22 protein-coding genes are annotated in these 24,680 nt (G+C 66.4%); 12 read left to right on the forward strand and 10 right to left on the reverse strand.

Features of this window, described 5'->3' with window-relative positions; translation table 11 throughout:
- Nucleotide 1: 1 nt before the first annotated feature.
- Nucleotides 2-739, reverse strand: a complete 738-nt coding sequence (locus tag VHB27_RS22615) for a 3-deoxy-manno-octulosonate cytidylyltransferase (RefSeq protein WP_325604857.1) — start codon at nt 737-739, stop codon at nt 2-4.
- A 72-nt stretch (nt 740-811) separates the two neighbouring features.
- On the opposite strand from VHB27_RS22615, the gene VHB27_RS22620 reads away from it, so the two are divergent.
- Complete coding sequence (locus tag VHB27_RS22620) at nt 812-1,597, forward strand: inositol monophosphatase family protein (protein ID WP_325604859.1); 786 nt, start codon at nt 812-814, stop codon at nt 1,595-1,597.
- A gap of 6 nt (nt 1,598-1,603) precedes the next feature.
- On the opposite strand, the gene VHB27_RS22625 is transcribed toward VHB27_RS22620, so the two are convergent.
- Nucleotides 1,604-2,047, reverse strand: a complete 444-nt coding sequence (locus VHB27_RS22625; protein ID WP_325604861.1) for an SRPBCC family protein — start codon at nt 2,045-2,047, stop codon at nt 1,604-1,606.
- A 293-nt stretch (nt 2,048-2,340) separates the two neighbouring features.
- Here VHB27_RS22625 and VHB27_RS22630 point away from each other — a divergent pair, with 293 nt between their 5' ends.
- The 3 genes from VHB27_RS22630 (at nt 2,341) to rutA (ending at nt 5,594) form a co-directional block, all read left to right on the forward strand.
- Nucleotides 2,341-2,736: a PaaI family thioesterase gene (locus VHB27_RS22630; RefSeq protein WP_325604863.1), complete on the forward strand. Its 396-nt coding sequence runs from the start codon at nt 2,341-2,343 to the stop codon at nt 2,734-2,736.
- 474 nt (nt 2,737-3,210) lie between these two features.
- Nucleotides 3,211-4,497: an ABC transporter substrate-binding protein gene (locus tag VHB27_RS22635; RefSeq protein WP_325604865.1), complete on the forward strand. Its 1,287-nt coding sequence runs from the start codon at nt 3,211-3,213 to the stop codon at nt 4,495-4,497.
- A 14-nt stretch (nt 4,498-4,511) separates the two neighbouring features.
- Nucleotides 4,512-5,594, forward strand: a complete 1,083-nt coding sequence (gene rutA / locus VHB27_RS22640; RefSeq protein ID WP_325604867.1) for a pyrimidine utilization protein A — start codon at nt 4,512-4,514, stop codon at nt 5,592-5,594.
- A 24-nt stretch (nt 5,595-5,618) separates the two neighbouring features.
- Here rutA and zapE read toward each other — a convergent pair whose 3' ends face one another.
- Entirely contained in the window at nt 5,619-6,770 is a 1,152-nt protein-coding gene (gene zapE, locus VHB27_RS22645) for a cell division protein ZapE (protein WP_325604869.1), read from the reverse strand.
- Nucleotides 6,771-6,824: 54 nt separating this feature from the next.
- Between zapE and VHB27_RS22650 the strand changes: the two genes are divergently transcribed.
- Genes VHB27_RS22650 through VHB27_RS22670 form a run of 5 tightly spaced genes read left to right on the forward strand, consistent with a single transcriptional unit; the run spans nt 6,825 to nt 11,556 of the window.
- Entirely contained in the window at nt 6,825-8,621 is a 1,797-nt protein-coding gene (locus tag VHB27_RS22650) for an inositol monophosphatase family protein (RefSeq protein ID WP_325604871.1), read from the forward strand.
- The gene (locus VHB27_RS22655; protein WP_325604873.1) at nt 8,614-9,246 is read left to right on the forward strand and encodes a 2OG-Fe(II) oxygenase; all 633 of its coding nucleotides are present in this window, start codon (nt 8,614-8,616) and stop codon (nt 9,244-9,246) included. Before VHB27_RS22650 ends, VHB27_RS22655 begins: the two co-directional genes overlap by 8 nt.
- Before the next feature lie 55 nt (nt 9,247-9,301).
- Nucleotides 9,302-10,495 (forward strand): LLM class flavin-dependent oxidoreductase, encoded by a 1,194-nt coding sequence (locus VHB27_RS22660; RefSeq protein ID WP_325604875.1) that lies wholly within the window; start codon nt 9,302-9,304, stop codon nt 10,493-10,495.
- Nucleotides 10,496-11,098, forward strand: a complete 603-nt coding sequence (locus tag VHB27_RS22665) for a nucleoside 2-deoxyribosyltransferase (protein ID WP_325604877.1) — start codon at nt 10,496-10,498, stop codon at nt 11,096-11,098. It abuts the gene before it with no gap.
- Nucleotides 11,098-11,556 carry a YaiI/YqxD family protein gene (locus VHB27_RS22670; RefSeq protein ID WP_325604879.1) on the forward strand — a complete coding sequence of 153 codons (459 nt, stop codon included), beginning with the start codon at nt 11,098-11,100 and terminating at the stop codon, nt 11,554-11,556. The genes VHB27_RS22665 and VHB27_RS22670 overlap by 1 nt, the downstream gene beginning before the upstream one ends.
- A 106-nt stretch (nt 11,557-11,662) precedes the next feature.
- Here the strand turns inward: VHB27_RS22670 and VHB27_RS22675 are convergent, their stop codons facing one another.
- Together VHB27_RS22675 and VHB27_RS22680 are read right to left on the reverse strand one after the other, a co-directional pair.
- Nucleotides 11,663-12,532 (reverse strand): MBL fold metallo-hydrolase, encoded by an 870-nt coding sequence (locus VHB27_RS22675; protein WP_325604881.1) that lies wholly within the window; start codon nt 12,530-12,532, stop codon nt 11,663-11,665.
- Nucleotides 12,533-12,543: 11 nt separating this feature from the next.
- A complete protein-coding gene (locus VHB27_RS22680) occupies nt 12,544-13,584 on the reverse strand; it encodes an amidohydrolase family protein (RefSeq protein WP_325604883.1) in 1,041 nt (346 codons plus the stop codon).
- 100 nt (nt 13,585-13,684) lie between these two features.
- On the opposite strand from VHB27_RS22680, the gene VHB27_RS22685 reads away from it, so the two are divergent.
- Both VHB27_RS22685 and VHB27_RS22690 read left to right on the forward strand, forming a co-directional pair.
- Complete coding sequence (locus tag VHB27_RS22685) at nt 13,685-14,785, forward strand: Zn-dependent alcohol dehydrogenase (protein WP_325604885.1); 1,101 nt, start codon at nt 13,685-13,687, stop codon at nt 14,783-14,785.
- Nucleotides 14,786-15,042: 257 nt separating this feature from the next.
- Nucleotides 15,043-16,098 (forward strand): alpha/beta fold hydrolase, encoded by a 1,056-nt coding sequence (locus VHB27_RS22690; RefSeq protein WP_325604887.1) that lies wholly within the window; start codon nt 15,043-15,045, stop codon nt 16,096-16,098.
- On the opposite strand, the gene mdoH is transcribed toward VHB27_RS22690, so the two are convergent.
- The 4 genes from mdoH to VHB27_RS22710 all read right to left on the reverse strand — a co-directional run bounded on the left by mdoH (nt 16,093) and on the right by VHB27_RS22710 (nt 22,739).
- Entirely contained in the window at nt 16,093-18,189 is a 2,097-nt protein-coding gene (gene mdoH, locus VHB27_RS22695; RefSeq protein WP_325604888.1) for a glucans biosynthesis glucosyltransferase MdoH, read from the reverse strand. The two genes, VHB27_RS22690 and mdoH, sit on opposite strands and share 6 nt — an antisense overlap.
- A complete protein-coding gene (locus VHB27_RS22700; RefSeq protein ID WP_325604892.1) occupies nt 18,174-19,703 on the reverse strand; it encodes a glucan biosynthesis protein in 1,530 nt (509 codons plus the stop codon). Before VHB27_RS22700 ends, mdoH begins: the two co-directional genes overlap by 16 nt.
- 355 nt (nt 19,704-20,058) lie before the next feature.
- Nucleotides 20,059-21,381 carry an NAD(P)/FAD-dependent oxidoreductase gene (locus VHB27_RS22705; protein WP_325604894.1) on the reverse strand — a complete coding sequence of 441 codons (1,323 nt, stop codon included), beginning with the start codon at nt 21,379-21,381 and terminating at the stop codon, nt 20,059-20,061.
- Between the two features lie 32 nt (nt 21,382-21,413).
- Nucleotides 21,414-22,739: a dihydroorotase gene (locus tag VHB27_RS22710; protein ID WP_325604896.1), complete on the reverse strand. Its 1,326-nt coding sequence runs from the start codon at nt 22,737-22,739 to the stop codon at nt 21,414-21,416.
- Between the two features lie 165 nt (nt 22,740-22,904).
- Between VHB27_RS22710 and VHB27_RS22715 the strand changes: the two genes are divergently transcribed.
- A complete protein-coding gene (locus VHB27_RS22715) occupies nt 22,905-23,369 on the forward strand; it encodes a VOC family protein (protein ID WP_325604897.1) in 465 nt (154 codons plus the stop codon).
- 17 nt (nt 23,370-23,386) lie between these two features.
- Here the strand turns inward: VHB27_RS22715 and VHB27_RS22720 are convergent, their stop codons facing one another.
- Nucleotides 23,387-24,676 (reverse strand): adenylosuccinate synthase, encoded by a 1,290-nt coding sequence (locus tag VHB27_RS22720; RefSeq protein ID WP_325604899.1) that lies wholly within the window; start codon nt 24,674-24,676, stop codon nt 23,387-23,389.
- Nucleotides 24,677-24,680 lie beyond the last annotated feature (4 nt).

Below are 24,680 nucleotides of genomic sequence, written 5' to 3' on the forward strand. Positions count from 1 at the left end.
CTCACGCACCCCGGCCCAGCAGGTCGCGGGCGCGTTCCAGGTCCTCGGCCGTGTCGACCCCGAACGGGCCGTGCTCCATCCGTACGCAGGCGATCCGCATCCCGTCCTCCAGCGCCCGCAACTGCTCCAGGCTCTCGCGCTGCTCCAGCGGGCTTGGCGGCAGCGACACGAAACGATCCAGCGCCGGCCGACGATAGGCATAGATCCCGACATGGTGCCAGCGTGGCCCCAGGCCCCAGGGGATCGCCTGGCGCGAAAAATACAGGGCCGGCGCGATGGTCTCCCCGTCCTTGAACGCGCAGGCGGCCTTGACGAAGGAAACGGTGGTTGCCTCGATCTCGTCACGGATCGGCACCACCAGGGTGCCGATATCGATGCGCGGATCGGTCAGCGGGCGGATCACCTGGCGCAGCCCCTCGGGATCCAGCGTGGGAAAGTCGCCCTGGAGGTTGACCACCACGTCGTGCCGCCGGTCGGGATCGAGCTCCGCCAGCGCCGCATGCACGCGGTCCGACCCGGACGGCAGCTTGGGGTCGGTCAGCACCGCCCGGCCGCCGGCGTCGCGTACGACGGCGGCGATCTCTGGGTCGCCGCAGGCCACGGCGACGGGACCGATCCCGGCCTCCTGGCCCCGGTTGAGCATGTGCACGATCATCGGCCGGCCGGCGATATCGGCCAGCGGCTTGTTCGGCAAGCGGGTGGAGGCCAGGCGGGCCGGGATGACGACGATCGGATTCATGCGGTTGCTGCTTCGCGCCGGTCTTTCTAACGTCGGGGCGTTGTAAGGAGGCGCCGTCACGGGCGCAACGTCATGACCCGACCCGCCGACCTGGATCCCTTCGTCGCCATCGCCCTGGAAGCCGCCGACCTGGCGGGATCGGTGATCCGCCCGCATTTCCGCACCGCCGTGCCGGCCGACCAGAAATCCGACGATTCGCCCGTCACCATCGCCGATCGCGGCGCCGAGGAGGCGATGCGCGCCATGCTGCGGAACCGCTGTCCCGATTGCGGCATACTGGGCGAGGAGTTCGGGTTGGAGCGGCCCGAAGCGCCGCTGCGTTGGGTGCTGGACCCGATCGACGGGACCCGCGCCTTCATCACCGGACGGCCGATCTTCGCCACGCTGGTCGCCTTGATGCATGGCGATGAGCCGCTGATCGGCATCATCGACCAGCCGGTGACGCGGGAGCGCTGGGTGGGGGTCGCGGGGCGGCCGACCACATTCTCGGGTCCGATCGGCGGTTCGGCGGGAACGCGGGCCTGCCCCGAGATCGGGAACGCGGAACTGTCCTGCACCAGCCCGGAGCTGCTGAAGGACGATCTGCCGCGGTTCCAGGCGCTGCAGGGGGCGGTGAAGCGGACCACCTGGGGCGGCGATGCCTATGGCTACGGGCTTTTGGCGCTGGGGCAACTGGACATTGTCGTCGAGCGCAGCCTGAAGGTCTGGGACTGGGCGGCGCTGATGCCGGTCGTCGAGGGCGCCGGCGGCGCCATGACCGACTGGCAGGGCGGCCGCCTGCGCTCGGCTGGGGATGGCCGGGTCATCGCCGTAGGGGACCGGCGGTTGTTGCCCGGGGTGGTTTCGGCGTTGGGGTGAAGGCCGTTATCCGGGCAATGGGGCTTCGACCAGCCTCCCCAGCAGGATCAGGGATTCCTGCCAGCCCAGGTAACAGGCCTCCGGCGGGATCAAGTCCGGAATACCCTCCTGCACCACCGTCAGCTCGGTTCCCACCGACACGGCCCGCAGCGAAACGGTCGTCACCATCTCGCCGCTCATGCCCGGGTCGTCGAAGGTCGCGGAATACTGGATCCGCTGGCCTTCCTGAAGGTCCCGGTAGACCCCGGTCCAGGAATGCGCCTGCCCTGTCGCGAAATTCGTGAACGACATGGCGTAGCCGCCACCCACGCGAAGGTCCATGCGATGCACTTTCCCGGTGTATCCATTGGGCGGCAACCACTTCACCATGGCGTCCGCGTCCAGGAAGGCGCGATAGAGGGTCGTGGGCGTCGTCCGCAGCACGCGATGCAGCTTGATGGTATTGGGCATTTTCGTTTCGCTCCCTCATACGTGGGCGGTTCGTCCCAATCTGTCCGAAGTCACAGTATCGCTTCGGAATAGACCGAATCAATCGGATCGAAATCACGTCTACCACAGCACTGGCGTCGATAGCCCGAAGAGATCGGTATCACAGGAAAAGGCCAGCAAGCATGCATTCAACGTCAACGTCCGGTTCCGCTCGCCGCCTCCCTGCCGCCCCATTGCCCGCGGACGCAAAAGCCGGTCTGTCGGGGCTGGATCAGGTGCGGGGCATGCGGGATGGCACGCTCCCGTTAGCGCCCATGCACGAGTTGATGAACATGCGGCTGGTTGAAGCGGAGGACGGGTTCGTGGCCTTCACGGCCTGTCCCGAAGAGAGACACTACAACCCGGGGGGAACAGTCCACGGGGCCTTCACGGCGGCAATGCTGGATTCGGCGATGGGGCTTGCCGTTCTGACCAGGCTGGCCGGCGGCATTGGGCATACGACCCTGGAGTTCAAGCTGAACCTCGTCCGTCCGATGTATGCCAAAGGGGGAGACGTGCGGGCGGAGGGGCAGGTCATCCATTGTGGACGCACGATCGCGACCGCCGAGGGACGGTTGGTAACGGCTGAAGGCAAGGTCATCGCACACGGCAGCACCACGTGCATGATCTTCCCGTCAGCCGAGCAGGCGACAGTGGCGTCGAAGGCCTAAGGCCTGCCCGGAGCCGTTCGATCATCGCTGATGGCGTAGCTTGGGAGAGCCCCCGCTTCCGTGGCTGGCGGATTGTAGTCGCCTGCCTCGGGGCATCCTTGATGGGCAACGCATTGGGCCTGTCGGTTGCGGGCGTCCACTTGTTTCTTGTTTATCGCAAAGGATGGACCAGCTCGCAAAGGATGGGCCGGCGATGTTGTATCCGGAACCGCAACTTTAGATCCTCTTGCCGCATGGGTCATATCAGCCCAAAGGAAATGCACCTGGGCCGAACAAGGGCGGCCACGGCCGTCATTTTGGGCAGTGCCGCAGACGCCATGACGAATATCCATACATATTTTCTCATTGGCACCGGTCTTGCTGAGAAAATTGTGCCGAGCGGAACAGGTGCTTCGGAATAGGACGATCGAGACGGAGGGTAATCGACGCACGACGCCGGCGTGAACGGAACCTGATGGCCTGGAGGATACACGGATGACTCGCGGCACACGCGTTCGCCCATCGTTGCCTCGCCGATCGGTGCTGACATTGACCGGGGCTGCGGTCGGCAGCGGCGCAATCTGCGGATTTCCGACCATCTGGGCGCAGAACGTCAAGGACATCGTGTTGCGCCATGCGGGTCCGCCGGTGACGGCAATCCCCGCCATCGCGGAACGCGCCTCGAAGGAGCTGGGCTTCACCGTCCAGATGCAGACGACGGAAAACGCCGACCTGCTCAACAGGTTGCTGTCGCAACCGACATCGATGGACTGTTCCGATATCAGCATGGTGTGGCTGCGCTATTTGCCCGGACGGGACGTGATCCAGACGATCCCGGTCAGCAAGTTCAAATACTGGGACCAGACGCTGCCGATGTTCACCAAGGGCAAATACGCCGACGGGACAGAAGTGTCGCGCCAGGGCGTTGCCCCTTACACCATCCTTTATGCAACAGACGCCAGCGGCAGCAAGCTTTCCTTGGAACCCACCGACTGGGTCACGATCATTCCGACCGTTACCAACGCCGATACGTTGGGCATCCGCCCGGATCTCGTGAAACGCCCGGTGACGAGTTGGGCCGACCTGATCTCTCCCGACTTCAAGGGCAAGGCCGCGCTGCAGGACAGCCCGACCACCGGCGTGATCGATGTCGCCATGGCCATGGAAGCCAGCGGCAACGTGAAATACGGCAACAAGGGCAACATGACCCGCGCCGAGATCGACAAGACCATCGCCAAGATGATGGAGATCAAGCAAGCCGGGCAATTCCGCTCCTTCTGGACGACGTTCGACCAGTCCGTGAACCTGATGGCGTCGGGCGAGGTCGTGATCCAGTCGATGTGGTCGCCCGCCGTGACCGCGGTGCGCACCCGCGGCATCCCATGCACCTTCCAGCCGCTGAAGGAAGGCTATCGCGGTTGGGGCTATACGCTGGGTGCGATGAAGCACCTGTCGGGGCTGAAACTCGACTGTTTCTATGAGTATATGAACTGGTACTGTTCGGGGTTTCCCGGAGCGTTCATCGCCCGCGAGGGCTACTACTCCGCGCAACCGGAACTCGCCCGCAAATTCCTGACGCCGGCGGAATGGGACTACTGGTACGGCGGCAAGCCGGCAGCCTCGGACATCGTCGATCCCTACGGCAAGCTGGTGGAAAAGGCCGGGCGCACCCGCGACGGCGGCAGTTTCGACCAGCGGATGGGCCATATCGCGGTATGGAACTCGGTGATGGACGAAGACCGCTACCTGACGCGGCGCTGGAACGAATTCATCACCTCTTGAACGGAGGCTTACCGATGCAGCTTGGGGTTTTCATTCCGATCGGCAACAACGGCTGGCTGATCTCCACCACCTCGCCGCAGTACAAGCCCAGTTTCGACCTGAACGCCGAGGTGGTGCGCAAGGCAGAGGCGTTCGGCTTCGACTTCGCCCTGTCGATGATCAAGCTGCATGGATTCGGCGGCCCATCGCAGTTCTGGGACTACAACCTGGAATCCTTCACGCTGATGGCGGGTCTCGCCGCCGTCACCAAGCGCATCCAACTCTTCGCCACCTGCGCCGTGCTGACCATGCCGCCCCCTCTCACCGCCCGGATGGCCGTGACGGTCGATTCGATCTCGCACGGACGGTTCGGCGTGAACATCATCTCGGGCTGGCAGCGGCGCGAATATGCGCAGATGGGGATCTGGCCGGGATCGACGCATTACAACCGCCGCTACGATTATTGCAGCGAGTATGTGACGATCATGAAAGAGCTGTGGGAAACCGGGCACAGCGATTTCAAGGGCGACTTCTTCCAGATGGATGATTGCCGCCTGCTGCCCATGCCGACCGCAAAAATCCCCATCATCTGCGCCGCCCAAAGCGATGCCGGCACGCGCTACGCCGCTCGGCATGCCGACTACAATTTCTGCTCCAGCTTCGGAGTCAACACCCCGACCGCGGTGACGGACAGCGTGGCGCGGCTGGTGAAGGCGACCGCCGAGACCGGCCGAAGCTGCGGAGCGCTGGTATCCACCATGGTGATCGCCGACGAGACCGACGCCGCCGCCATGGCCAAATGGCGGCACTACGTGGCCGGTACCGATCACGAGGCGCTCGCGTGGCGCGAGTCCCAGGCCGAGGACGATCCGACCCGCGATCCGCTCGCCGGACCGAACAAGCGCAAGACATTCAAGATGCAGGACCTTCCGACGCAAGGCGGCGTGCTGGTCGGGTCTTATGCCGCGATCGCCGCCATGCTGGACGAGCTGGCGGATGTCCCCGGCGTGCAAGGCGTGATGCTGACCTTCGACGATTTCCTGATCGGCATGGAGCAGTTCGGCACCCGCATCCAGCCGCTGATGCGGAGTCGGAACAACCTCCGCCGGGCAGCCTGACCGGCCGCCAGCTTGCCCAGTCCGCTACTTGATGTGCGTCAGGCCTAGCCAGTCCTCGCTCTGCATCTCGTCCAGGCGCGACGCCGTCCGCTCAAACATCTTCGCGTTCTCACCGCGTTGATACAGCTTGTCGGGCTGCGCCTCGGCCGAGGCGATCAGCTTCACCCGCTGGTCGTACAGCGTATCCACCAGCACGATGAAGCGGCGGGCGGCGTCGTAGTTGTCCGGCGACAGACGAGGGATGCGGTCCAGGATCAGCGTATGGAAGGTCCGCGCGATCGCCAGATAGTCCCCCGCGCCATAGGCCTGGTTGCACAGGAAGTCGAAGTCGCAGCGCGCGACCCCGTCGGCCGCCCGGGCGATCGTCAGGGTGCGCCCCATCACGTCCAGCGTCACGGGCTCAGGCGTCGCGCCGCCTGTCAGCCGCTCGAACGCCTCATCCAGCGCGCGTTCCGCCATCGCGTCGGCCGGCACGTGCCAGGTACGCAAGCCCCGCATCCGTTCGCGCCGGTAGTCGCGGGCGCCGTTCATCTCCACCAGTTCCAGCCGCTGCTTGATCAGGGCGATGAACGGCAGGAACGCGTCGCGGCCGGGCTGGCCCCTGAACAGGTTGTCGGGTTCGGTGTTGGAGGTCGTGACGACCACCACGCCCCGATCGAACAGCGCCTGGAACAGCCGACCCAGGATCATCGCATCGGCGATGTCGTTGACCTGGAACTCATCGAAGCACAGCAGCGCCGAGGCCTTGGCGATCTGGTCGGCCAGCGGCGGAATCGGGTCGCTGATTTGGGGATGCGCGCGCTTATAGGCGTGAAACCTGGCGTGGACGTTCTGGATGAAGCGATGGAAGTGGATCCGCTCCTTGCGCCTCACCTCGGCTGTATCGAAGAACAGGTCCATCAGCATGGATTTGCCGCGCCCGACCTCGCCCACCAGGTAGAGGCCGGTCGGCACGTATTCCTCGGTCTGGCGCCGGCGCATGACACGGCCGAAGAAGCCCGGAACCTCCGGCGCCGGCGGACGCGGGTCGTAGCCGCGCAGCCGCTCCCACAGGTCCTGCAGCCGGTCCACGGCATGCGCCTGCGACGGGTCGGCGGCGAGCGACCCGTTGGCAACCATGGAACGGTAGATCGGCAAGGGACCGCCGGCCCGCGGCGGATAAGGCTGGCTATCCATGTCTGGGACCTGGAGATAGCGCGTCCGGCGGCGAACGCCTAGACTCGACGGGCCATGACCGCTGCAACCCTGCCCTCCGACAGGCTGCCCGCCGGGATTCTACCCGAGGTGATCGACCTCGTGCGCCAGGCCGGCGTTCCCCTGGCCGCCGAATTCGCCCTGCCCACGGGTCCCCGCGCGTTGGGACGCGAGACCGCGCCGATCGACACGGAGATCGAGCTGTTCCTGCGGGAACGCCTGACGAAACTGCTGCCGGCGCGCTTCGTGGGCGAGGAAGCCGGGGTGCTCGCGGCCGAGGCCAACGGCTATTGCTGGGTGGTCGACCCGCATGACGGCACCCGCGCCTGCCTTGAAGGGCGGCGAGGCAGCGCGATCTCGGTGGGACTGCTGTTCCGGGGCCAGCCGGTGCTGGGGGTGGTGTACGCGCCGCTGTCGCCGGACCGGGGTCCGGACCTGATCGCCTGGGCCGAGGGGGCGCCGATGACCCGGAATGGTCTGCCCGTTCAGGCCAATCTAGGGGAAAAGACGCTGACCAATCGCGATGTGGTGTTCCTTAACCACGGCGCCTGGCAGCGACCGGTGTGGAACAGCACGCGCTGCGCCCCAGCCCGCTTCATGCCGCTGCCGTCCATCGCCTACCGGCTCGCCAGGGTCGCCGTCGGCGACGGGATCGCCACTGTCACGCTGCGCCCGGTCAACGCCCACGACATCGCCGCCGGTCACGCGCTGCTGACTGCCGCGGGTGGCGTGCTGGTGCAGGAAGACGGCGAGCCGGTCCGCTACGACGTCGACGGCGCCAGCCGCCCTTTCGCCTGCTTCGGCGGAGCGCCCGCCGCAGTGGCGGCGCTGCGCGCCCGGACCTGGCGCGGCGCGACGGAGCCACGGCGGGAAGACAGGGTCACCCTGGCCTGGCCCCGGGTGGCGGAAGGCACGCGGCTGGACCGAGCGCTGGGATGCCTGCTGGGGCTGGCGATCGGGGACAGCCTGGGCAGCCAGGTCGAATTCATGACCCAAGATTCCATCCGTTCGACCTATCCCGCCGGCGTGCGGGAGATCCGGGACAGCCCGGTCTGGCGGACGCAGGCCGGCCAGCCGACCGACGACACCGAACTGGCGCTGGCCTTGGCGCGCAGCCTGGTCCGCCGCCGGGGATACAACCCGCAGGACGCGCTGGCGGCCTATCGGCGCTGGTTCCAATCCGGCCCGTTCGACATCGGCACGACCATCGGGGCGGCCTTTGGACCGGACGCCGCACCCCAAGCCGATAGCCAGGGCAACGGGTCGCTGATGCGCGTCGCCCCGATCGGCGTCTGGGCCCCGGACCCGGAGACCGCCGCCCACACCGCCAGCTTGGATTCCGAACTGTCCCACCCCCACCCCGTCTGCCGCGCCGCCTGCGCCGCGTTCGCCGCCGCGATCGCCGCTGCCCTGGACGGCACCGACCGGCCCGGCATGCGGGACGCCGCCCTGCTCTACGCGACCGAGACCGTGGTCGCTGACGCGGTCCAAACGGCCAGCCCACCCGAGGACTTCAAACGGCATGAAGGCTGGGTGCTGATCGCGCTGCGCAACGCGTTCCACCACCTGAATGCCGGAACGCCATTCGAGGCCGCGTTGATCGCCACTGCCTCGGCCGGAGGCGACACTGACACCAACGCCGCCATCGCCGGCGCCCTGCTGGGCGCGGCCGACGGGCGCGCGTCGATGCCGGTGCGCTGGATCATGCCCGTGCTGACCTGCCGGCCGGATGCAGCCCTGCATCCCGATCGACCCAGGCCCGAGGCATACTGGCCCGACGATCTCCTCGACCTGGCCGAAGCGTTGCTGCTATGCGGGGGCCATCATGATTGACCTCGATTATGCCAAGCTGCGCGCCACGCCGGTCGCGACCGATCCGTTCCCCCACGTGGTGGTGCGGCAATTCGTCCCGCCGGCAGCGCTGGACCGGGTGCTCGCGGATCTTCCCCCGCTGAACAAGCGCGGCTCATTCCCTCCGGACGCCGTCAGGCTGGGTCCCGCGGCCCGCGACTTGATGGCGGCGATGGAAGGGCCGGACCTGCGCGCGGCCATCGCCGAACGGTTCAGCCTGGACCTGGGCGGCGCGCCGACGATGGTGACGATGCGCGGCTGGACCAGCGAGCGGGACGGCCGGATCCATTGCGACTCCCTGGCCAAGCGGGTGACGGTGCTGCTGTATCTGAACCGCCCCGGCGATGCGTGGTCGCGCCAGGACGGCTGCCTGCGGCTGCTGCGCGGCCCCGACGACCTTGAGGATTACGCGGTGGAGGTGCCGCCGGTCGACGGCACGCTGCTGATCTTTCCGAACGGTCCGACGACCTGGCACGGCCATCGGCAATTCGTCGGGCCTCGTTATTCGATCCAACTGAACTACATGACCACCGACCAGAAGGCCCGCAGCGAAATGCGGCGGCATCGCATCTCGGCCTTCGTCAAGCGGTTGACGCACGCCGCCTGAATTTGCGTTTGATGATCGAGGGCGTACACTCCCGGCAAAAGCACAGGAGGGCGCCGTGATCACCAAGTTCGACAGCCTGTTCGCCGGCCATACGGATGTGGAAAACATCGGCTATGGCGGCACGCCGATCAACGATCGGCTCTACGACAACAAGCATCTCAGCTCGGCGCTATGGAAGGCGCAGGCCATCGCGCAGAAGATGGACGGGCTGGGCTACAACACGTTCTGGATGGCGGAGCACCACTTCCAGCGCGAAGGCACCGAGTGCATCCCCAACGTGCTGATGATGGCGCTTCATCTCACGCACATGACCAGGAACCTGAACATCGGCTGCGGCTTCAACGTTACCCCGATGTGGCACCCCCTGCGCCTGGCCGAGGACTACGCCATGGCGGACATCCTGTCGCATGGCCGCGTCGTCTTCGGCGTCGCCCGCGGCTACCACACGCGGGAGGTCGAGACGTTCGGGTCTCCGCTGATCGACCAGGATGCGAATCGCGAGCTGTTCGAGGAACAGGTCGACATCATCTTCAAGGCCTTCAACAGCGAAAGCTTCAGCCACAAGGGCAAGCACTACACGCTGCCGCCGGAAGTGCCGTATCGCGGCTACACGCTGAAGGAGCTGACGCTTGTGCCGCGCCCGGAACGTCTGCCGGTGGAATGCTGGCAGCCGATCCAGGGCGGCACCGAACGGGCAATGGAGTTCATGGCCAAGCACGGCATCCAAGGCATGGTCGGCGGCGGGTCGGCCGAGGGCGGCGCGATGCACAACGTCGTGTTGAAGTGGCAGGCCGCGCACAAGAAGTTCGGCAAGGACATCGACCTGGGCGAACGCCTGTGCTTCGGCTATCACTTCTATATGGGCGACAGCAAGGAACAGTGCCTGCGCGACGCCGCCAAATATTACGAAGAGAACATGAAGATGTTCGGTGAGCTACGGCTGGTCCGCGCCTTGTCGGAAGAGCAGATCGAGATCATGCGGGACCCGAAACGGGCACCGACGGCGAAGCTGCCGCGCATCGAGGAGGCGGTGAAGGCTGGCGGGTTCCTGACCGGCTCCGCCGACGAGATCATCGAGCACCTGATGAAGCTGGAAAAGGCCTATCCGGGCCTCGATCGCGTTTCCATCAGCCCGTCGCTGGGCGTGCCGCAGTCGGTCATCCTGGAACAGGTGGAACGGTTCGCCAAAGAGGTGATGCCGGCCTTCAAGGGACGGGTGTCGCTGAAAGAACCCGCCTTGGCGAAATAGGTGGCGACGCCGCGCCTCTACCTCGCCGGCCCGACGGTGTTCCTGCCCGAACCGGAGCCCGAGTTCGCGCGCATGAAATCCATCTGCCGAGCGTGCGGGGTGGAAGGCGTAGCGCCGCTGGACGGCCAGATGGGCCTGGAGGGCTTGCCGCCGGGCCGGCCGCTGCTGGAAGCGATCGTTCGCGCTGACATGGCACTGATGGACAGCGTCGATGGCGCCGTCTTCTGCCTGGACGGGTTCCGCCGCGGTCCCGAGATGGATACCGGCACGGCGTTCGAGGTCGGATACATGAAGGCGTTGCGCAAGCCGATCGCCGGCTGGACGCGCGACCCCCGGCCCTACCCCGACAGGGTTTCATCTTTCTTTCGGGACGTGTTCGGATTGGAGCTGGCGGCGGCGGCCGCCGGCGCGACCGGCGGGACCTCCGGATTGACGCGCGATCCGGATGGGTGGCTGGTGCACTCCGAGGGGTGTATACAGAACGCGATGGTTCATGTCGGCATCGAATTGTCCGGCGGCCTGGTCGCAGCCGCGCAGGATTGGGAGGATGCATTCGCGGCTGCCGTACGATCCGTAGCGGTGCTGTTGGGCGTCGGAGCCTGATGGTCCGCATCTTCGTCGACGCGGACGCCTGCCCCGTGAAACCCGAAATCTATCGCGTCGCGGAACGCGTCGGCGCGCATGTCTTCGTCGTCTCCAACAGCGTCATGGGCATACCGCCAGCCCCTTGGATCGAGCGCGTCATCGTCAGCGATGGCCCTGACAAGGCCGATGACTGGATCGCGGAACGCGCCACCGCCGGCGACATCGTCGTCACAGCCGATGTGCCGCTTGCCGCTCGGGCCGTGAAGGCAGGCGCACTCGCGCTGGCACCGACAGGCAAGGCGTTCAGCGAGGACTCGATCGGGATGGCGCTGGCGACCCGCAACCTGATGGCCGATCTGCGGTCCGCCGGCCAACTGACAGGTGGACCGAAAGCTTTCACGCCGCGGGACCGCTCCGCCTTTCTGTCCGCGTTGGACCTTGCGGTGACGCGCGCCAGGCGGCAGCGCCCACGCTGATCATGCGCGCCGATTGCAGCCCCCGTCACGGCCCGGCGTGACCGGGCCATGACGAGATGGCGGGAAGCTGCTCGGCGTCACCCTGAAAAATCCAGCGTCCCAACCACTACCGCACGAACTTGTAGTCGAACGCATCCCCAAGCGGCTCGATCAGCCCGACGGTCGGGCTTGGAAAATGGATCGGCAGGATATAGGTCCCCGTCCCCGCAACCTCCTTGAAGAACTTGCGACGGGACTTGATCCCTTCCTCCTGGTTCCAGTCGAAGATCGTGTACCACTCCGGCATCCGCGTCTGCAGCGCGTGGTGCATCAGGTCGCCGGTGACTGACGCGCGCTTGCCGCCCGATTTGATGTTCACGCAGCAATGGCATGGCGCGTGGCCGGGTGTCGGCGTCAGCCAGACCGTGTCGTCCAGGGAATAATCGTCGTCGACGAGCAACGCCTGCCCGGCCTCGACGATCGGCAGGCAATTATAGGTCCAGACATTGCCCGGCGGGTTCTTGCCCTCTTTGGTCGCCTGTTCCCAGGCCGCGTATTCCTTCTTGTGGAAGACGTATTTGGCGTTCGGAAAAGTCGGCACCCAGCGGCCGTCGCGCAGGACCGTATTCCAGCCGCAATGATCGATATGCAGATGGGTACAGAAGACGTAATCGATCTTGTCGAAGGCAAGGCCCGCCGCCTTGAACTCGTCCAGGTAGCGCTGCTTGGGGAAATCCATCGGCGCCGGATAGCCCTTGTCCTCGCCGGTGCAGGTGTCGACCAGGATCGTGTGGTGCTTCGTCTTCACCACGAAGGTCTGATAGGTGATGTTCATCATCCCGGTGGCTTTGTCGAACACCTCCGGGTCCAGCGTCGCCAGGTGCTTCTGCGCCACCTCCTCGGTATAAGCGGGGAACATGTCGCCCGGCTTGCGCCACGGCCCGTCGCGCTCGATGATGCTGGTGATCGTCACATCGCCGAATTGCAGCGTTTTCATGGAAGTCTCCGTCAGATATCGAGGCGATAGAAGCGGGCCGCGGTTCCGCTGAACAGGGCCGTCTTCTCGGCCCCCGAGGCACCGGCCGTCAACCGCTTGCAGGCGTTCCAATAGGCGGGATAGCTGTAGCTACCCTTGTCCACCGGGAAATTGCTCTCGAACATGCAGCGATCAGCGCCGAAGGTCTCGATGCAGGTCTCAACGTAAGGTTTCCATGCCGCCGCCAGTTCTCCGGAGGTCGGCGGATTCTCCTTCGTGTGGAAATCCCAGCCGCCGATCCGCATCGCCATCCCGCCGACCTTGACGACGATGTTCGGGCACGTCGCCAATTCTTTCATCGACGCGGACCATGCCTTGAACACTTCGTCGCGCCGCCCCTGGTACGTGCCGATCGCCAGCGGACCGCCGATATGGTTCAGGCAGATGCCGGTCTCGGGGAAAGCACGCGCAAGCGCGATCAGATCAGGAAGCTGCGGATGATACAGCCAGGCGTCGAAGGTCAGGTTCAGCGGCGCGAGGCAGGCGAACCCTTCCCGGAACGTCTTGTCGAACATCAGTTCCTTGGGCGGCGTATGCGCCGGGTTCAGCACGGAGGGATCGGCATCATAGGTGGTGATATGCCGGATGCCGCGGAACCGTCCGCCGCCGGCGCGGATCAGCGCCTCCAGCACCTCCCGGCTTTCCGCGCCGTTGGTCAGATCGGCGTGGCCGACGATGCCGGCGCAGAGCTTCGTCGCGCCATAGGTGCCTGATGCGCTCATGGCGGCCGCGCCGTTGACGAACTCGACCTCGCCCACCGGCTTCATCGCCTCGGGCCCCGCGGCACGGTAAAAGGCGTGGCATTCCACGAAGACGGTGGCGACGATGTTGTGGCCGGCATTGGTGTCGGCCAGCAGGTCGTCCAGCATGTAGCGCCAGTTGGGCCGGTCCCACAGATGGTGATGCGGATCGACGATGGGCAGGCCTGGTTCGATGACCTCTTCCGTGCCCCGGGCCAGCCAGTCGTCACGGACCGGCAGGTACGCGAGTCGGGGGGATGTCGTGGTGCTCATGGACGTTTCCTTGGACGCTGTTGCGGGGACTTTTTCACCGCCGGGGACGGATGCCAAGGGGCACCGACGATGTTAAGGTCGGAGTGGGGGAGATATTGCCATGCCCAAAGCCCACGCTGCCATCCTGCGCCAGACCAACACGCCGCTGTCGATCGAATCCATCGAGATCGGGCCCGTCGCCCCCGGCGACGTGCTGGTGCGAATCCGCGCCGCCAGCCTGTGCCACACGGACCTCGAGGCGATCGAAGGTTCCCTCTCCGTCCCCCTGCCCGCCGTGCTTGGTCATGAAGCGGCCGGAGAGATCGCCGAGGTCGGACCGGGCGTGGAAACCCTAGGCATCGGTGATCGGGTGGTGCTATCCTGGAACCCGCATTGCGGCACCTGCTTCTATTGCGATCGGGCGCAACCGATCCTTTGCCGACAATTTTTGGCGAACGGACCCAAAGCGTTTCATTTCGATGGCAAGCCGCGCCTGACCTGCGAGGCGGCGCCGGTGCATCAACTGATGTACCTAGGCGGCTTCGCGGAATACTGCATCGTTCCGGCCCAGGCTGCGATCCGGATTCCGGATGCGATGCCGTTCGATCGCGCCGCGCTGATCGGATGTGGCGTCATGACGGGCGTCGGCGCGGCGACACGGGTCGCCGACCTGCGCTGGGGCGACGCGGCGCTGGTGATCGGCTGTGGCGCGGTGGGACTGTCGGCGGTGCAAGGCTGCGCGCTGGCCGGCGCCGCGACGATCGTTGCGGTTGATCCGAACCCGGCTCGGCAGCAACTGGCCCAGGCGGTCGGCGCGACCCATGCCTGCGCGCCGGCCGATGCGCTGGACCTGATCCGGTCGCTGACGGACGGCCGCGGCGCAGACGCGATCATCGAGGCCGCCGGCCGGCCGGAGACCTTCCGCCTCTCGGTCGAGGCTGTCCGGCCCGGCGGACAGGTCGTATGGCTCGGCAAGGTCGCTGTGAACGACGAGGTCGCTTTCCGCTGGGGCAGCCTGATGCAGGAAAAGCGGATCATCCGCAGTTCCTATGGTGGAACGAAACCGGCCACGGATTTCCCGATGCTGGCGCGGGCCTACCTGGATGGAAAGCTGAAACTGGACGAGATGATCTCCGCGCGGATCTCGCTGGCGGAGGTGAACGCGGGTTTCGCGGCGCTGAAGCGCGGGGAAACGGTGCGCAGCGTGATCCTGATGGGCTGAGACACCACCTCTCTCCCCGTCGTGGCCGATGAAGGCCGACCACGACGTTGGGACGCCGTTGCCGCACAGTCCCCTATCCGAACGCCCATCGGGGATCGCCAGCCACCCGCTGCGATTGACGCGACACTCGTTCTGTAATAACATCGACAACAGATACAAACGATCCCTCGGCTGGCAAAATCGCGTCCCAGGAGGCGCCTCGCTGCTCGTTGGCGTCCTCGTGGCGGCTTGTGCACGACGTCCAACAGGAGCACGCCATGCCCACGAAAGTTTATTTCGCCACCAATCGTTCCTCGACCGGCTCAAGCAATCTCGCGGACGCCTATAACTTCACCCCCCTCGCCCCTGGTCAGCTCACCTTTGGCTCCGCCATCGTCGGCGACGCCGATTTATCCCAGCTCCAGGCCGGTGCGATTCAACAGCTGGGCCCGACCAACACCAACACGATAAGCCACGCCGACGAGCTCGAAATTCTCGGCAGCGGAAACGACATCCTGATTTTCATCCATGGATTCGCCAACAGCTTCAGCGACGGCATAACCCGCGCCGCGTTCAACCAGCAGTGGCTCGCCTCCTCGAAACGACTAAACAAGGGGATCACCACAATTGCCTTCACCTGGCCGTCCGCCGGGGTCGTGGTGGACGACAGCGATGTGTTCGTGGGCCTTCTGGAGGCGCCGCTGTCGCTGATCCTGTCGTGCTTTGGACAACTGCATAACCCGCATTGCCACGCCTATGAACAGGACCGGCAAAGGGCCAAGGAATGCGGACCCGCGCTGCACAGTTTTCTTGACCGGATGACGCCGCTGCTGCTGCGTGCCAGAACGCTTGGGCGGCGCGTCACGCTGCTGGCCCACAGCATGGGAAATCTCGTGCTCAGCCAGGGAGTCGATGCGATGCGGACCGCCGCGCTTCCCGGCGTCACCTGCTTCGATGAGGTGATTCTTGCCGCATCCGACGCCAACTGGGCGCGGGACAACGCAGGAGCGGCCCCCCCGGACTGGCTGCTTGTACTGCCGGATATCGCAACCCGCATCAGCGAATATCATAGCGTCAGGGACGACATCGTTCGCCTCAGCGCCGATATCACGGACCTGCAGCGCATGGGACGGGATGGACCGGTCAACAAGGCGACGGACACGTTCGCCACCCCCGCCTCGCGCTTCGTCGACTGTCATCGACTCGTCGACAACATGCCCAACAAGACCGTCGATAGTTGCCATCAATATTATCGCCGCCTGCACGAAATCCGCGATGACATCGCCTCCATGATGGCGGGGGCCCCGACGACCGATAAAATCGTAACCCTATAGGATCGCTTGCAGCCGCTCCAGCGCCGCCCCGTCCGACAGCACCGCCATCCGCTCCGCCACGTCCAGCGTCGGCCAGACCGAGGCGAAATCGCGTGCCTCCGCCAACCGAGCGCTGCCGGTCAGCAGCGGCACGTTCAGCGGGTCTACCCCCGGTCGGCGCGGCGGCGGCAACATGGTCCGGTGCGCGGCCATCAGGTCCGGATCGCGCAGCAGCATCGCGACATCGTCCCCGGTCTCCGCGGCCGCCGCCTGCAGCGCCAGTGTGCGTTTCAGCACGTCCGGCGGCCTGCTTTCCTCCGGGATGCGCAGCAGGCCCAGCCGGCGCAGCGCCTGGCCGGCGTCCCGCCGTCCCGTCCAGGCTGCCAGCGGCACTGCCAGGACCAGCCCCAGGATCACCGGCAGCATCCACAAGGCCAGAGAGGTCGACACCGCCCACGCCCCCACGCCCAGCACCACGCCCAGCAGCGTGTGGCGGCGATAGGTGCGGACGATCTCCCGGAACGGGATGCCGCCGTCGTCGCGCCGCTGCGCGTTCCAACCGGAATCGCGGCCCAGCAGAATGGCGGCCACGTCGATCGACTGCGTCAGCATCACCACCGGCGCCAACAGGCCGGCGATCACGGATTCGAACACCAGGCTGACGAGCAGGCCCAGGACGCCGCCCGATCCGCGCCGCACCCGGCTCTGGAACAAGGCCGCCAGGATGCCCAAGACCTTCGGCACCAACAGCATCGCCATCGTGCCGATGAACACCCACATCGCTCGGACCGGATCGATGACCGGCCAGAGCGGAAACAGGCTTTTGCCGGAACCGAAATAATCGGGCGGAATGAACCGGGCCTGCAGCGCGATGACGATGCCGCTCAGCAGGAACAGCAGCCACAGCGGCGCGGTGATATAGGATCCGATCCCCGTCAGCAGGTGCAGCCGGCTGATCCAATGCAGTCCCCGGGACGGCAGCACCGCGGCGTGCTGCAGATTGCCCTGGCACCAACGGCGATCGCGGATCGCCAGGTCGATCAACGAAGGCGGACTTTCCTCATAGCTGCCTTCCAGCGCCGGCATCATGTGCACGGCCCAGCCACCGCGCCGGATCAACGCCGCCTCGACGAAATCGTGGCTCAGGATATGTCCGCCGAAGGGTTTGTTGCCCTTCAACTCCGGCAGGCCCGCCTGTTCGGCGAAGGCGACCGACCGGATCAGCGCGTTGTGGCCCCAGTAGTTGCCTTCGGTACCATGCCACCAGGCGATGCCGTGAGCGATGACCGGACCGTAGATCCGCCCGGCGAACTGCTGCATGCGCGCGAACAGCGTCGTGCCGCCGGTGATCACCGGCAGGGTCTGGATCAGGCCGGTGTCCGGATGCGTCTCCATGGCGCGGACCAGCGTCAGCAGCGTATCGGCGCGCATGACGCTGTCGGCATCCAGGATCAGGAACTGCGGATAGGCGCCGCCGAAGCGCGTCACCCATTCGGCGATGTTCCCCGCCTTGCGGGCCGTATTCTTGGGCCGGTGGCGATAGAAGATGCGCCCGGCCCCGCCGGTGCGGGCACACAGGCCCAGCCAGGCACGTTCCTCCCGGATCCAGACTTCGGGGCGGGTCGTGTCGCTCAGGATGAAGATGTCGAACAGCCCGCTCGCCCCGGCCTCGCGCAGGTCTTCGTCCATCGCCTGCAGCGCCGCGACGATCCGGTCGGGGGATTCGTTATAGGTCGGCATCAGCAGCGCCGTCCGCGTCGTCGGCCGTCCCTTGGCACGCAGATAGGCCCCTCCACCGGTCACGATGGAAACGAAACCGGCGATGGCACTGGTGAACGACAAGGCGATCCAGGCGAACAATGCGACGAACAGGACCAGCATGAACGCGCCCGGCGCCGTCAGGCCGTTGACCCCAAGGACGCGATACATCTCCCGCGCACCGAAACCCGTCAGGACGATGGCGGCGCCGATGACGAGGAAGCGGCGCAGCCATAACAGCCGAGGCCGGTCTTCGATGCGCCGCCGTTCCGATGGCGGGCGGCGCAACGACTGCACCGGCATCGCCAGCGGCGACTCCGGCGGCAGCGGGCGGACGGTCAGGTCGACGTCCATCGGTACAGCCAGGTCTCGGTCAACGGGTTGCCCGCCTGCATCAGCCGCGCGTGAAGTTCGACCAGCTTGTTGTCCTCGGGGTCGAGCTCGATACTGAGACGCCAGCCGCTGATCTCGGGGTTGGGCTGGGCAACGGCACTGATGACTTTCCCCTTGCTGCAGCCGACGTCGATGTCCGGCACGACCTCCGGCTTCAGGGCCTTCACCGCCTCACCCACGAAGTCGATGACGAACTGGCGATGCTTGCGATTGAAAGCAACACCGCACAGCGTCTGCATCACCTGGCCAAGCTGCACCGTCCCCGGCGGGGCCCAGCACCAATGGAGGCGATAGCTGAGCAAATACTCCCCTTTCGCCTTCAACGGGTCGTGCGGTCGCCAGAACGCGACCATGTTGTCATTGACCTCCTCGTTGCTGGGGATCTCGACCAGTTCCACGACCCCTTGTCCCCAATCCCCGATCGGCTCGACCCACAGGCTCGGTCGCTTCTCGTAATGCGCCTCCAGGTCCTGATAGTCGCTGAAGGCGCGCTTGCGCTGCATCAGGCCGAAGCCGCGCGGACTGGTGTCGCTGAAGGCGCTGACCTGCAGGTCGCGCGGATTGACCAGCGGCCGCCAGATCGCCTCGTCATGGCCGCTGCGCATCTGCAGCCCGTCGGAATCATGCACGGCGATCCGCCAGTCATCGACGGCCGTATGATCGTTCAGGTCGTGCATGAACATGCTGGTCAACGGCGCCAGGCCGGCCTCGGTGATATCCGCACGCGGGTAGACGGCGGATTCGGTGTCAAAAATCGTGTCCTGGCCCGGCCTGATCGAGAACCGGAACGATGCCGCCGCGCTGGGGCTGTCCAGCAGGGCGTGGACGACCAGCACATCGGCGCCCTTGCCGGGACGTTCCAGCCAGAAGGACCGGAAGACGGGGAATTCCTCGCCGTTCTGGTTCGCCGTCTTGATCGCGAGGCCTCGTGCCGATAGCCCATACCCCTGCCCCTTCGCGACCGCCCGGAAATAGCTGGCGCCGAGGAAGGCGCAGACTTCGTCGTCAACGTCCGGTCTGTTGATCGGATAGCGGATCTTGAAACCGGCGTAGCCAAGGTCGCCGGTGGGCGGCTTGATCTTGTCGAAGGTGAACTGCGAGGGACTGTAGACGATGGGCGTGGCCTGGCCGCCGGCGACTTCATAGATGTCGACCCTGTCGGGATAGATGTATCCACGATGGAAGAACTGACCGGTGAAATTCAGCCCCTGCCCTCGCCATAGCGATTGGGACGGATCGAAGCGGATTCCCTGGTAGGCGGAATACGCAAGGTCCTTCAAGTCCGACGGCAGGTCCTGTGCCGGCGCCTGGTATGGTTTCGCCGCCAACTGTCGGGCCAGGTTGCGGACGGTCGATCCGTCGAACGGCGTCGGTCCCGCGGGACGGGGTGGCGGGTGATCGGCCGCCAGGGCGGATGCGGCAGCCGCGACAAAAGGCAGGGATACGCCTGCGCCGAGGAGGTTTCGGCGAAGCATGGGCAGACTCCAATCGGTGACGGATCGCAGGTGATGTCCGAAAACGTTCCGAATTGCGGCACGATGCCGCAAATGTGCGTGAACGGACGCAAATCCTGCCCCTGATGCAGGATGACGTCGCGCTCGCTCATTCACCCTGCTCTCGGTCTCTGCTCGATCGCACCAGTCAGACCTGCGACGATTTCGCCTGCGATCATTGCGCTCTAGCGAAACGGCTCCTTGCGCACAGCGATCGGGATCCGCCCGGTCCCCCTGATGCGGCGGCACGAAACGCAACACACCGCCGGCGAACAGGCATCCGAACCGCGTCCTTCAGATCCGGTGTCGTTGCCCGTCCGGACCGGGTTGCCAGCCCTCATGCGTCCGTCAGCGCACCCACCTTGACCGGCTTGATCGGGAAGCGCGTGCGCAACGGCTCCATCCGCGCGTGCGCCACGCCGGTCGCAGCGGCCAGTACGTCCAGCGCGATAGGGCCGCAGGTCCGTCCCTGACACGGCCCCATGCCGCAGCGTGTGTAGGCCTTGAGCTGGTTTATCCCCGGACAGCCAGCCCGAGCGGCGGCGCGGATGGCACCGGCGGTGACCTCCTCGCAGCGGCAGACCAGCGTCGCATCCTCGGGCGTCAGGCGCAGCGGCGGGAACGTCGCGTCAAGGAACGGTCGCACCGCCAGCCGCTGCTTCCGCCTGGCACGCAGGTCCACCGCCTGCTGCTGGCGGCCCAGAAGGCCCAGCACGGCGATGCGCCCCGACAGCATGGCCACGTCGGCGCCGCCGATCCCGGCCGCATCGCCGGCGATCAGGATACCGGGGACGGAGCTGACGCCCCAGTCGTCGGTCACGGGCCGCCAGCAATGCTGTGCCGCCGACCATTCATGCACGCACCCGACCGCGCGGCTCATCTGGATCGACGGGATGACCCCGTCATGCAGCAGCAGGGTATCGGCTGATACGGTGCGCGGCCCCTGATCGGTGGTGAAGGTGACGCTGCGCAGCGCGCCGTCGCCGTCGGCCCGCACGCCGGAGGCGCGGATCCAGCGAACGCCGGCGTCCTTGAGCCGCTGCCGCCACGCCAGGCCCTTGCGCAGGTCCGGCAGGGCCGACAGCGACAACCGTCCGGCCGCCGCCAGTGCGGCATAGCGGGGACTGAGGTCGATCACCCCCGCCACCTTGCCGCCCGCGTCCAGCACCTGGTTGGCATAAAGCAGCATCAGTGGCCCCTGCCCCGCCAGCCAGGTCTGGCCGTCCGGCAGCAACCCGCCGGTCTTCAGCGCGATCTGCGCCGCACCGACCGTCATCACGCCGGGCAGCGTCCAGCCGATGATCGGCATCGGCCGCTCCGTCGTGCCGGTCGCAAGCAGAATCGTCCTCGGCCGTACCATGAAGGCTCGGCCTTGCTGGAGGGCGTAGACCTGCAGATCGGGCTCGATCGCCCAGACCGTCGCGCCATAACGGGCGTCGACGGGGCTGGCACGCAGGCGGGCAATGGCGGCGAGCGCGGCGTCCTCGTCCGCATCCTTGGCGCCGCGGCGTTCCAGCGCCTGCCAGATGCGGCCGCCGGGGGCCGCGTTCTCGTCCAGCAGCATCACCGAGAGGCCGGCCTCCGAGGCCTCCAGCGCCGCCCCGATGCCGGCCGGACCGGCACCGACGATCAGCAGGTCCGGCGAGGAACCGTCGGGCATGTCGCCAGTCACTTCGCCAGTCACTTCGCCGCTCACTGGGCGAATTTCACCAGCTTGCCGGCAGGTTCGCCCAGGACCTCGTCGTCGCGCATCACGATGTTGCCGCGGATGATGGTGGCGACCGGCCAGCCGGTGATCTCCATGCCGGCGAACGGGGTCCAGCCGCAGGGGGAGACGATCCAGGACTCCTCGATCCGGCGCTGCCGCTTCATGTCGACCAGGGTGAAGTCGGCGTCGTAGCCGGTGGAGATGCGGCCCTTGCCGATGACGTTGTAGACGCGGGCGGGGCCGGCGCACATCAGGTCGACCATGCGCGCCAGCGTCAGGCGGCCGGCGTTGACGTGGTCCAGCATGATCGGCACCAGCGTCTGCACGCCGGTCAGGCCCGCCGGACATTCGGGCCAGGGCAGCAGCTTCTTGTCGCGCGGATGCGGCGCATGGTCGGAGCCGATGGTGTCGACCGCCCCCTCGGCGATGGCTTTCCACGCCGCCGCACGGTGCTCCTCGCCCCGGATCGGCGGATTCATCACGCCGAACCCTTCCAGCCGTTCGTAACAGTCGGGAGCGACCTGGGTCAGGTGGTTGACCAGCACCTCGCAGGTGGCGAGATCGCGGTAGTCCTTCAGGTACTCGAATTCCTGCGCGGTGGAGACGTGCAGGATATGCGCCGGCCGCCCGGTCTTGCGGGCCAGCGCCATCAGGCGGCGGGTGCCCAGGAAGGCGCATTCCTCGTCGCGCCACACCATGTGGTGGGAATACGGGTCGCCCGACTTGAACTGCGGCTTGCGTTCCTGCAGGCGGTACTCGTCCTCGGAATGGAAGGCGATGCGCCGCCGGCCGGAGCGCATGGCCTTTTCCAGGTGCTCATCGTCCTCGATCATCAGGTCGCCGGTAGAGCTGCCGGCGAAGATCTTGACCGCGCAGACGCCGTCGGTGAGTTCCAGGTCCTTCAGCGCCGGGATGTTGGTCTTGGTGCCGCCGACATAGAGGCCCATGTCGCACCAGGCGACACTTTCGACATAACCACGCTTCCAGGCGAGCTTCTCGGCATCGGTGATCGAGGGGCTGGTGTTCGGCATGTCGAATACCGCCGTCAGTCCGCCCAGGATCGCGGCCTTGGTGCCCGTGGGGATGGTCTCGATCGCCTTGTCGCCGGGATCGCGCAGATGCACGTGCGGATCGATCAGGCCCGGCAGGACATGCAGGCCGGTGGCGTCGATGGTCTTCTCGGCCGTGTCGTCCGATGCCGTGCCGACGGTGTGGATATGACCGTTCCGCACGCCGATATCCGTCTCGACCGTGCCCCAGGGGAGGACACAGGCCCCGTTGCGGATGATCAGGTCGTAATGGGCGGGCATCTCCGGTCCTTCCTCGGTTGGCTGGGGTAAGATGATAGCGTGGGGTGCGGGACGGGTCATCCCGTCCGGCAGATTTCCGATACGCCGATAAAGTTCTTGTTATGTTCTTGACTGGACAATCGGGGTGATGGTTTCCTGAGTGCCGCAAACAAGGGAGGCCACCAGATGCCCGTTTCCCCCATCCCCGCCGGCTACCACGCCCTGACGCCCTACATCATCGTCGAGGGCGCCGCTCGGGCCCTCCAATGGTATGCAGATGTCTTTGCCGCGAAGGAGGAGCTGCGGCTGGAAGCACCCAACGGACGCGTCGGCCATGCCGAGATCAAGCTCGGCGACAGCAAGGTGATGCTGGCCGACGCCAACCCCGACAGCGGTGCGGAGGCGCCGGCAAAGTTCGGCGGCTCACCGGTCAGCCTGCATCTTTACGTGCCGGACGTGGACGCGGTCGTCGCCAAGGCGGCGGCGACCGGGGCGACGGTGAAAAGCCAGCCGGAGAACAAGTTCTACGGCGACCGGCTGGGGACGATCGTCGATCCGTTCGGCCACACCTGGCATGTCTCCACGCATGTGGAGGACGTGACGGCAGCGGAGATCGAGCGCCGGATGAAGGCGATGGTCGGGAAAGGCTGAAGCGCCCCCCTTACGTCTCAATCCGCGAACGGGTCCCGCACCATGATCGTGTCGTCCCGCTCCGGACTGGTGGACAGCAGCGTGACCGGCGCTTCCACCAGTTCCTCGATCCGGCGCACGTATTTCACCGCCTGGGCCGGCAGGTCGGCCCAGGACCGAGCGCCGTGGGAGGAGCCGGACCAGCCTTCCATCACCTCGTATTCGGGCACTGCCGCCGCCTGCGCGCCCGGCGCCGCCGGCAGGTGCTTGTAGTGCTTTCCGTTGATCCGGTAGCCGGTGCAGATTTTCAGCTCCGGCAGCCCGTCGAGGATATCGAGCTTGGTCAGCGCGAGCCCCTGCACCCCGCCGACCTTGACCGCCTGGCGCACCAGCGCCGCGTCGAACCAACCACAGCGCCGGGGCCGGCCGGTCACCACGCCGAACTCCCGGCCGCGCTCGCCCAGATGCTTGCCGATCTCGTCGTGCAGCTCCGTCGGGAACGGGCCGGAGCCGACGCGGGTGGTGTAGGCCTTGGCGATCCCCAGCACGAACCCGACCGCGCCCGGCCCGACGCCGCTGCCAGCCGAGGCGGTGGCGGCCACGGTGTTGGAGGAGGTGACGAACGGATAGGTGCCGTGGTCGACATCCAGCATGACCGCCTGCGCCCCTTCGAACAGGATGCGCTTGCCGCCGCGGCGGAGTTCGTCCAGCCGCTCCCACGCCGGTTCGGCGTAAGGCAGGATCTTCGGCGCCAGGGCCAGCAGCTTGTTCAGCAGCTCCTCCTTGCCGAATTCGGCGACGCCCAGGCCGCGCAGCAGCGTGTTGTAGTGCAGCAGCGTCTCGTCCAGCTTGGCCGACAGCGTCTCCGGCTCCGCGAGGTCGGCGACGCGGATGGCGCGGCGGGCGACCTTGTCCTCATAGGCCGGGCCGATGCCGCGGCCGGTGGTGCCGATCTTCTTGTCGCCGCGGGCTTCCTCGCGCGCCTTGTCCAAGGCGGGATGCACCGGCAGGATCAGCACGGCGTTCTCGGCAACGCGCAGCACATCCGGCCCGACCGACAGGCCCTGGCCGCGGACGCGCTCGATCTCGGCCAGCAGCGCGTCGGGGTCGACGACGACGCCGTTGCCGATGACGCACAGCTTGCCGCGGACCAGCCCCGACGGCAGCAGCGACAGCTTGTAGGTCTGGTTGCCGACGACCAGCGTATGCCCAGCGTTATGCCCGCCCTGGAACCGCACGACCACGTCGGCGCGGCTGGCGAGCCAGTCGACGACCTTTCCCTTGCCCTCGTCGCCCCATTGGGCGCCGATCACGGCGACATTGGCCATTGCC

It is taken from the genome of Rhodopila sp., from assembly GCF_035548235.1.
GTDB lineage: Bacteria > Pseudomonadota > Alphaproteobacteria > Acetobacterales > Acetobacteraceae > Rhodopila.

Bases quoted from the DNA above. Each gene is read 5' to 3' on its own strand.
- mdoH (WP_325604888.1), bottom strand. From the start codon at position 18,189: ATGGACGTCGACCTGACCGTCCGCCCGCTGCCGCCGGAGTCGCCGCTG.
- VHB27_RS22615 (WP_325604857.1), bottom strand. From the start codon at position 739: ATGAATCCGATCGTCGTCATCCCGGCCCGCCTGGCCTCCACCCGCTTG.
- VHB27_RS22635 (WP_325604865.1), top strand. From the start codon at position 3,211: ATGACTCGCGGCACACGCGTTCGCCCATCGTTGCCTCGCCGATCGGTG.
- VHB27_RS22720 (WP_325604899.1), bottom strand. From the start codon at position 24,676: ATGGCCAATGTCGCCGTGATCGGCGCCCAATGGGGCGACGAGGGCAAG.
- VHB27_RS22630 (WP_325604863.1), top strand. From the start codon at position 2,341: ATGCACGAGTTGATGAACATGCGGCTGGTTGAAGCGGAGGACGGGTTC.
- VHB27_RS22655 (WP_325604873.1), top strand. From the start codon at position 8,614: ATGATTGACCTCGATTATGCCAAGCTGCGCGCCACGCCGGTCGCGACC.
- VHB27_RS22620 (WP_325604859.1), top strand. From the start codon at position 812: ATGACCCGACCCGCCGACCTGGATCCCTTCGTCGCCATCGCCCTGGAA.
- VHB27_RS22705 (WP_325604894.1), bottom strand. From the start codon at position 21,381: ATGCCCGACGGTTCCTCGCCGGACCTGCTGATCGTCGGTGCCGGTCCG.
- VHB27_RS22710 (WP_325604896.1), bottom strand. From the start codon at position 22,739: ATGCCCGCCCATTACGACCTGATCATCCGCAACGGGGCCTGTGTCCTC.
- zapE (WP_325604869.1), bottom strand. From the start codon at position 6,770: ATGGATAGCCAGCCTTATCCGCCGCGGGCCGGCGGTCCCTTGCCGATC.
- VHB27_RS22715 (WP_325604897.1), top strand. From the start codon at position 22,905: ATGCCCGTTTCCCCCATCCCCGCCGGCTACCACGCCCTGACGCCCTAC.
- VHB27_RS22625 (WP_325604861.1), bottom strand. From the start codon at position 2,047: ATGCCCAATACCATCAAGCTGCATCGCGTGCTGCGGACGACGCCCACG.
- VHB27_RS22650 (WP_325604871.1), top strand. From the start codon at position 6,825: ATGACCGCTGCAACCCTGCCCTCCGACAGGCTGCCCGCCGGGATTCTA.
- VHB27_RS22700 (WP_325604892.1), bottom strand. From the start codon at position 19,703: ATGCTTCGCCGAAACCTCCTCGGCGCAGGCGTATCCCTGCCTTTTGTC.
- VHB27_RS22685 (WP_325604885.1), top strand. From the start codon at position 13,685: ATGCCCAAAGCCCACGCTGCCATCCTGCGCCAGACCAACACGCCGCTG.
- VHB27_RS22670 (WP_325604879.1), top strand. From the start codon at position 11,098: ATGGTCCGCATCTTCGTCGACGCGGACGCCTGCCCCGTGAAACCCGAA.
- VHB27_RS22680 (WP_325604883.1), bottom strand. From the start codon at position 13,584: ATGAGCACCACGACATCCCCCCGACTCGCGTACCTGCCGGTCCGTGAC.
- VHB27_RS22690 (WP_325604887.1), top strand. From the start codon at position 15,043: ATGCCCACGAAAGTTTATTTCGCCACCAATCGTTCCTCGACCGGCTCA.
- VHB27_RS22675 (WP_325604881.1), bottom strand. From the start codon at position 12,532: ATGAAAACGCTGCAATTCGGCGATGTGACGATCACCAGCATCATCGAG.
- rutA (WP_325604867.1), top strand. From the start codon at position 4,512: ATGCAGCTTGGGGTTTTCATTCCGATCGGCAACAACGGCTGGCTGATC.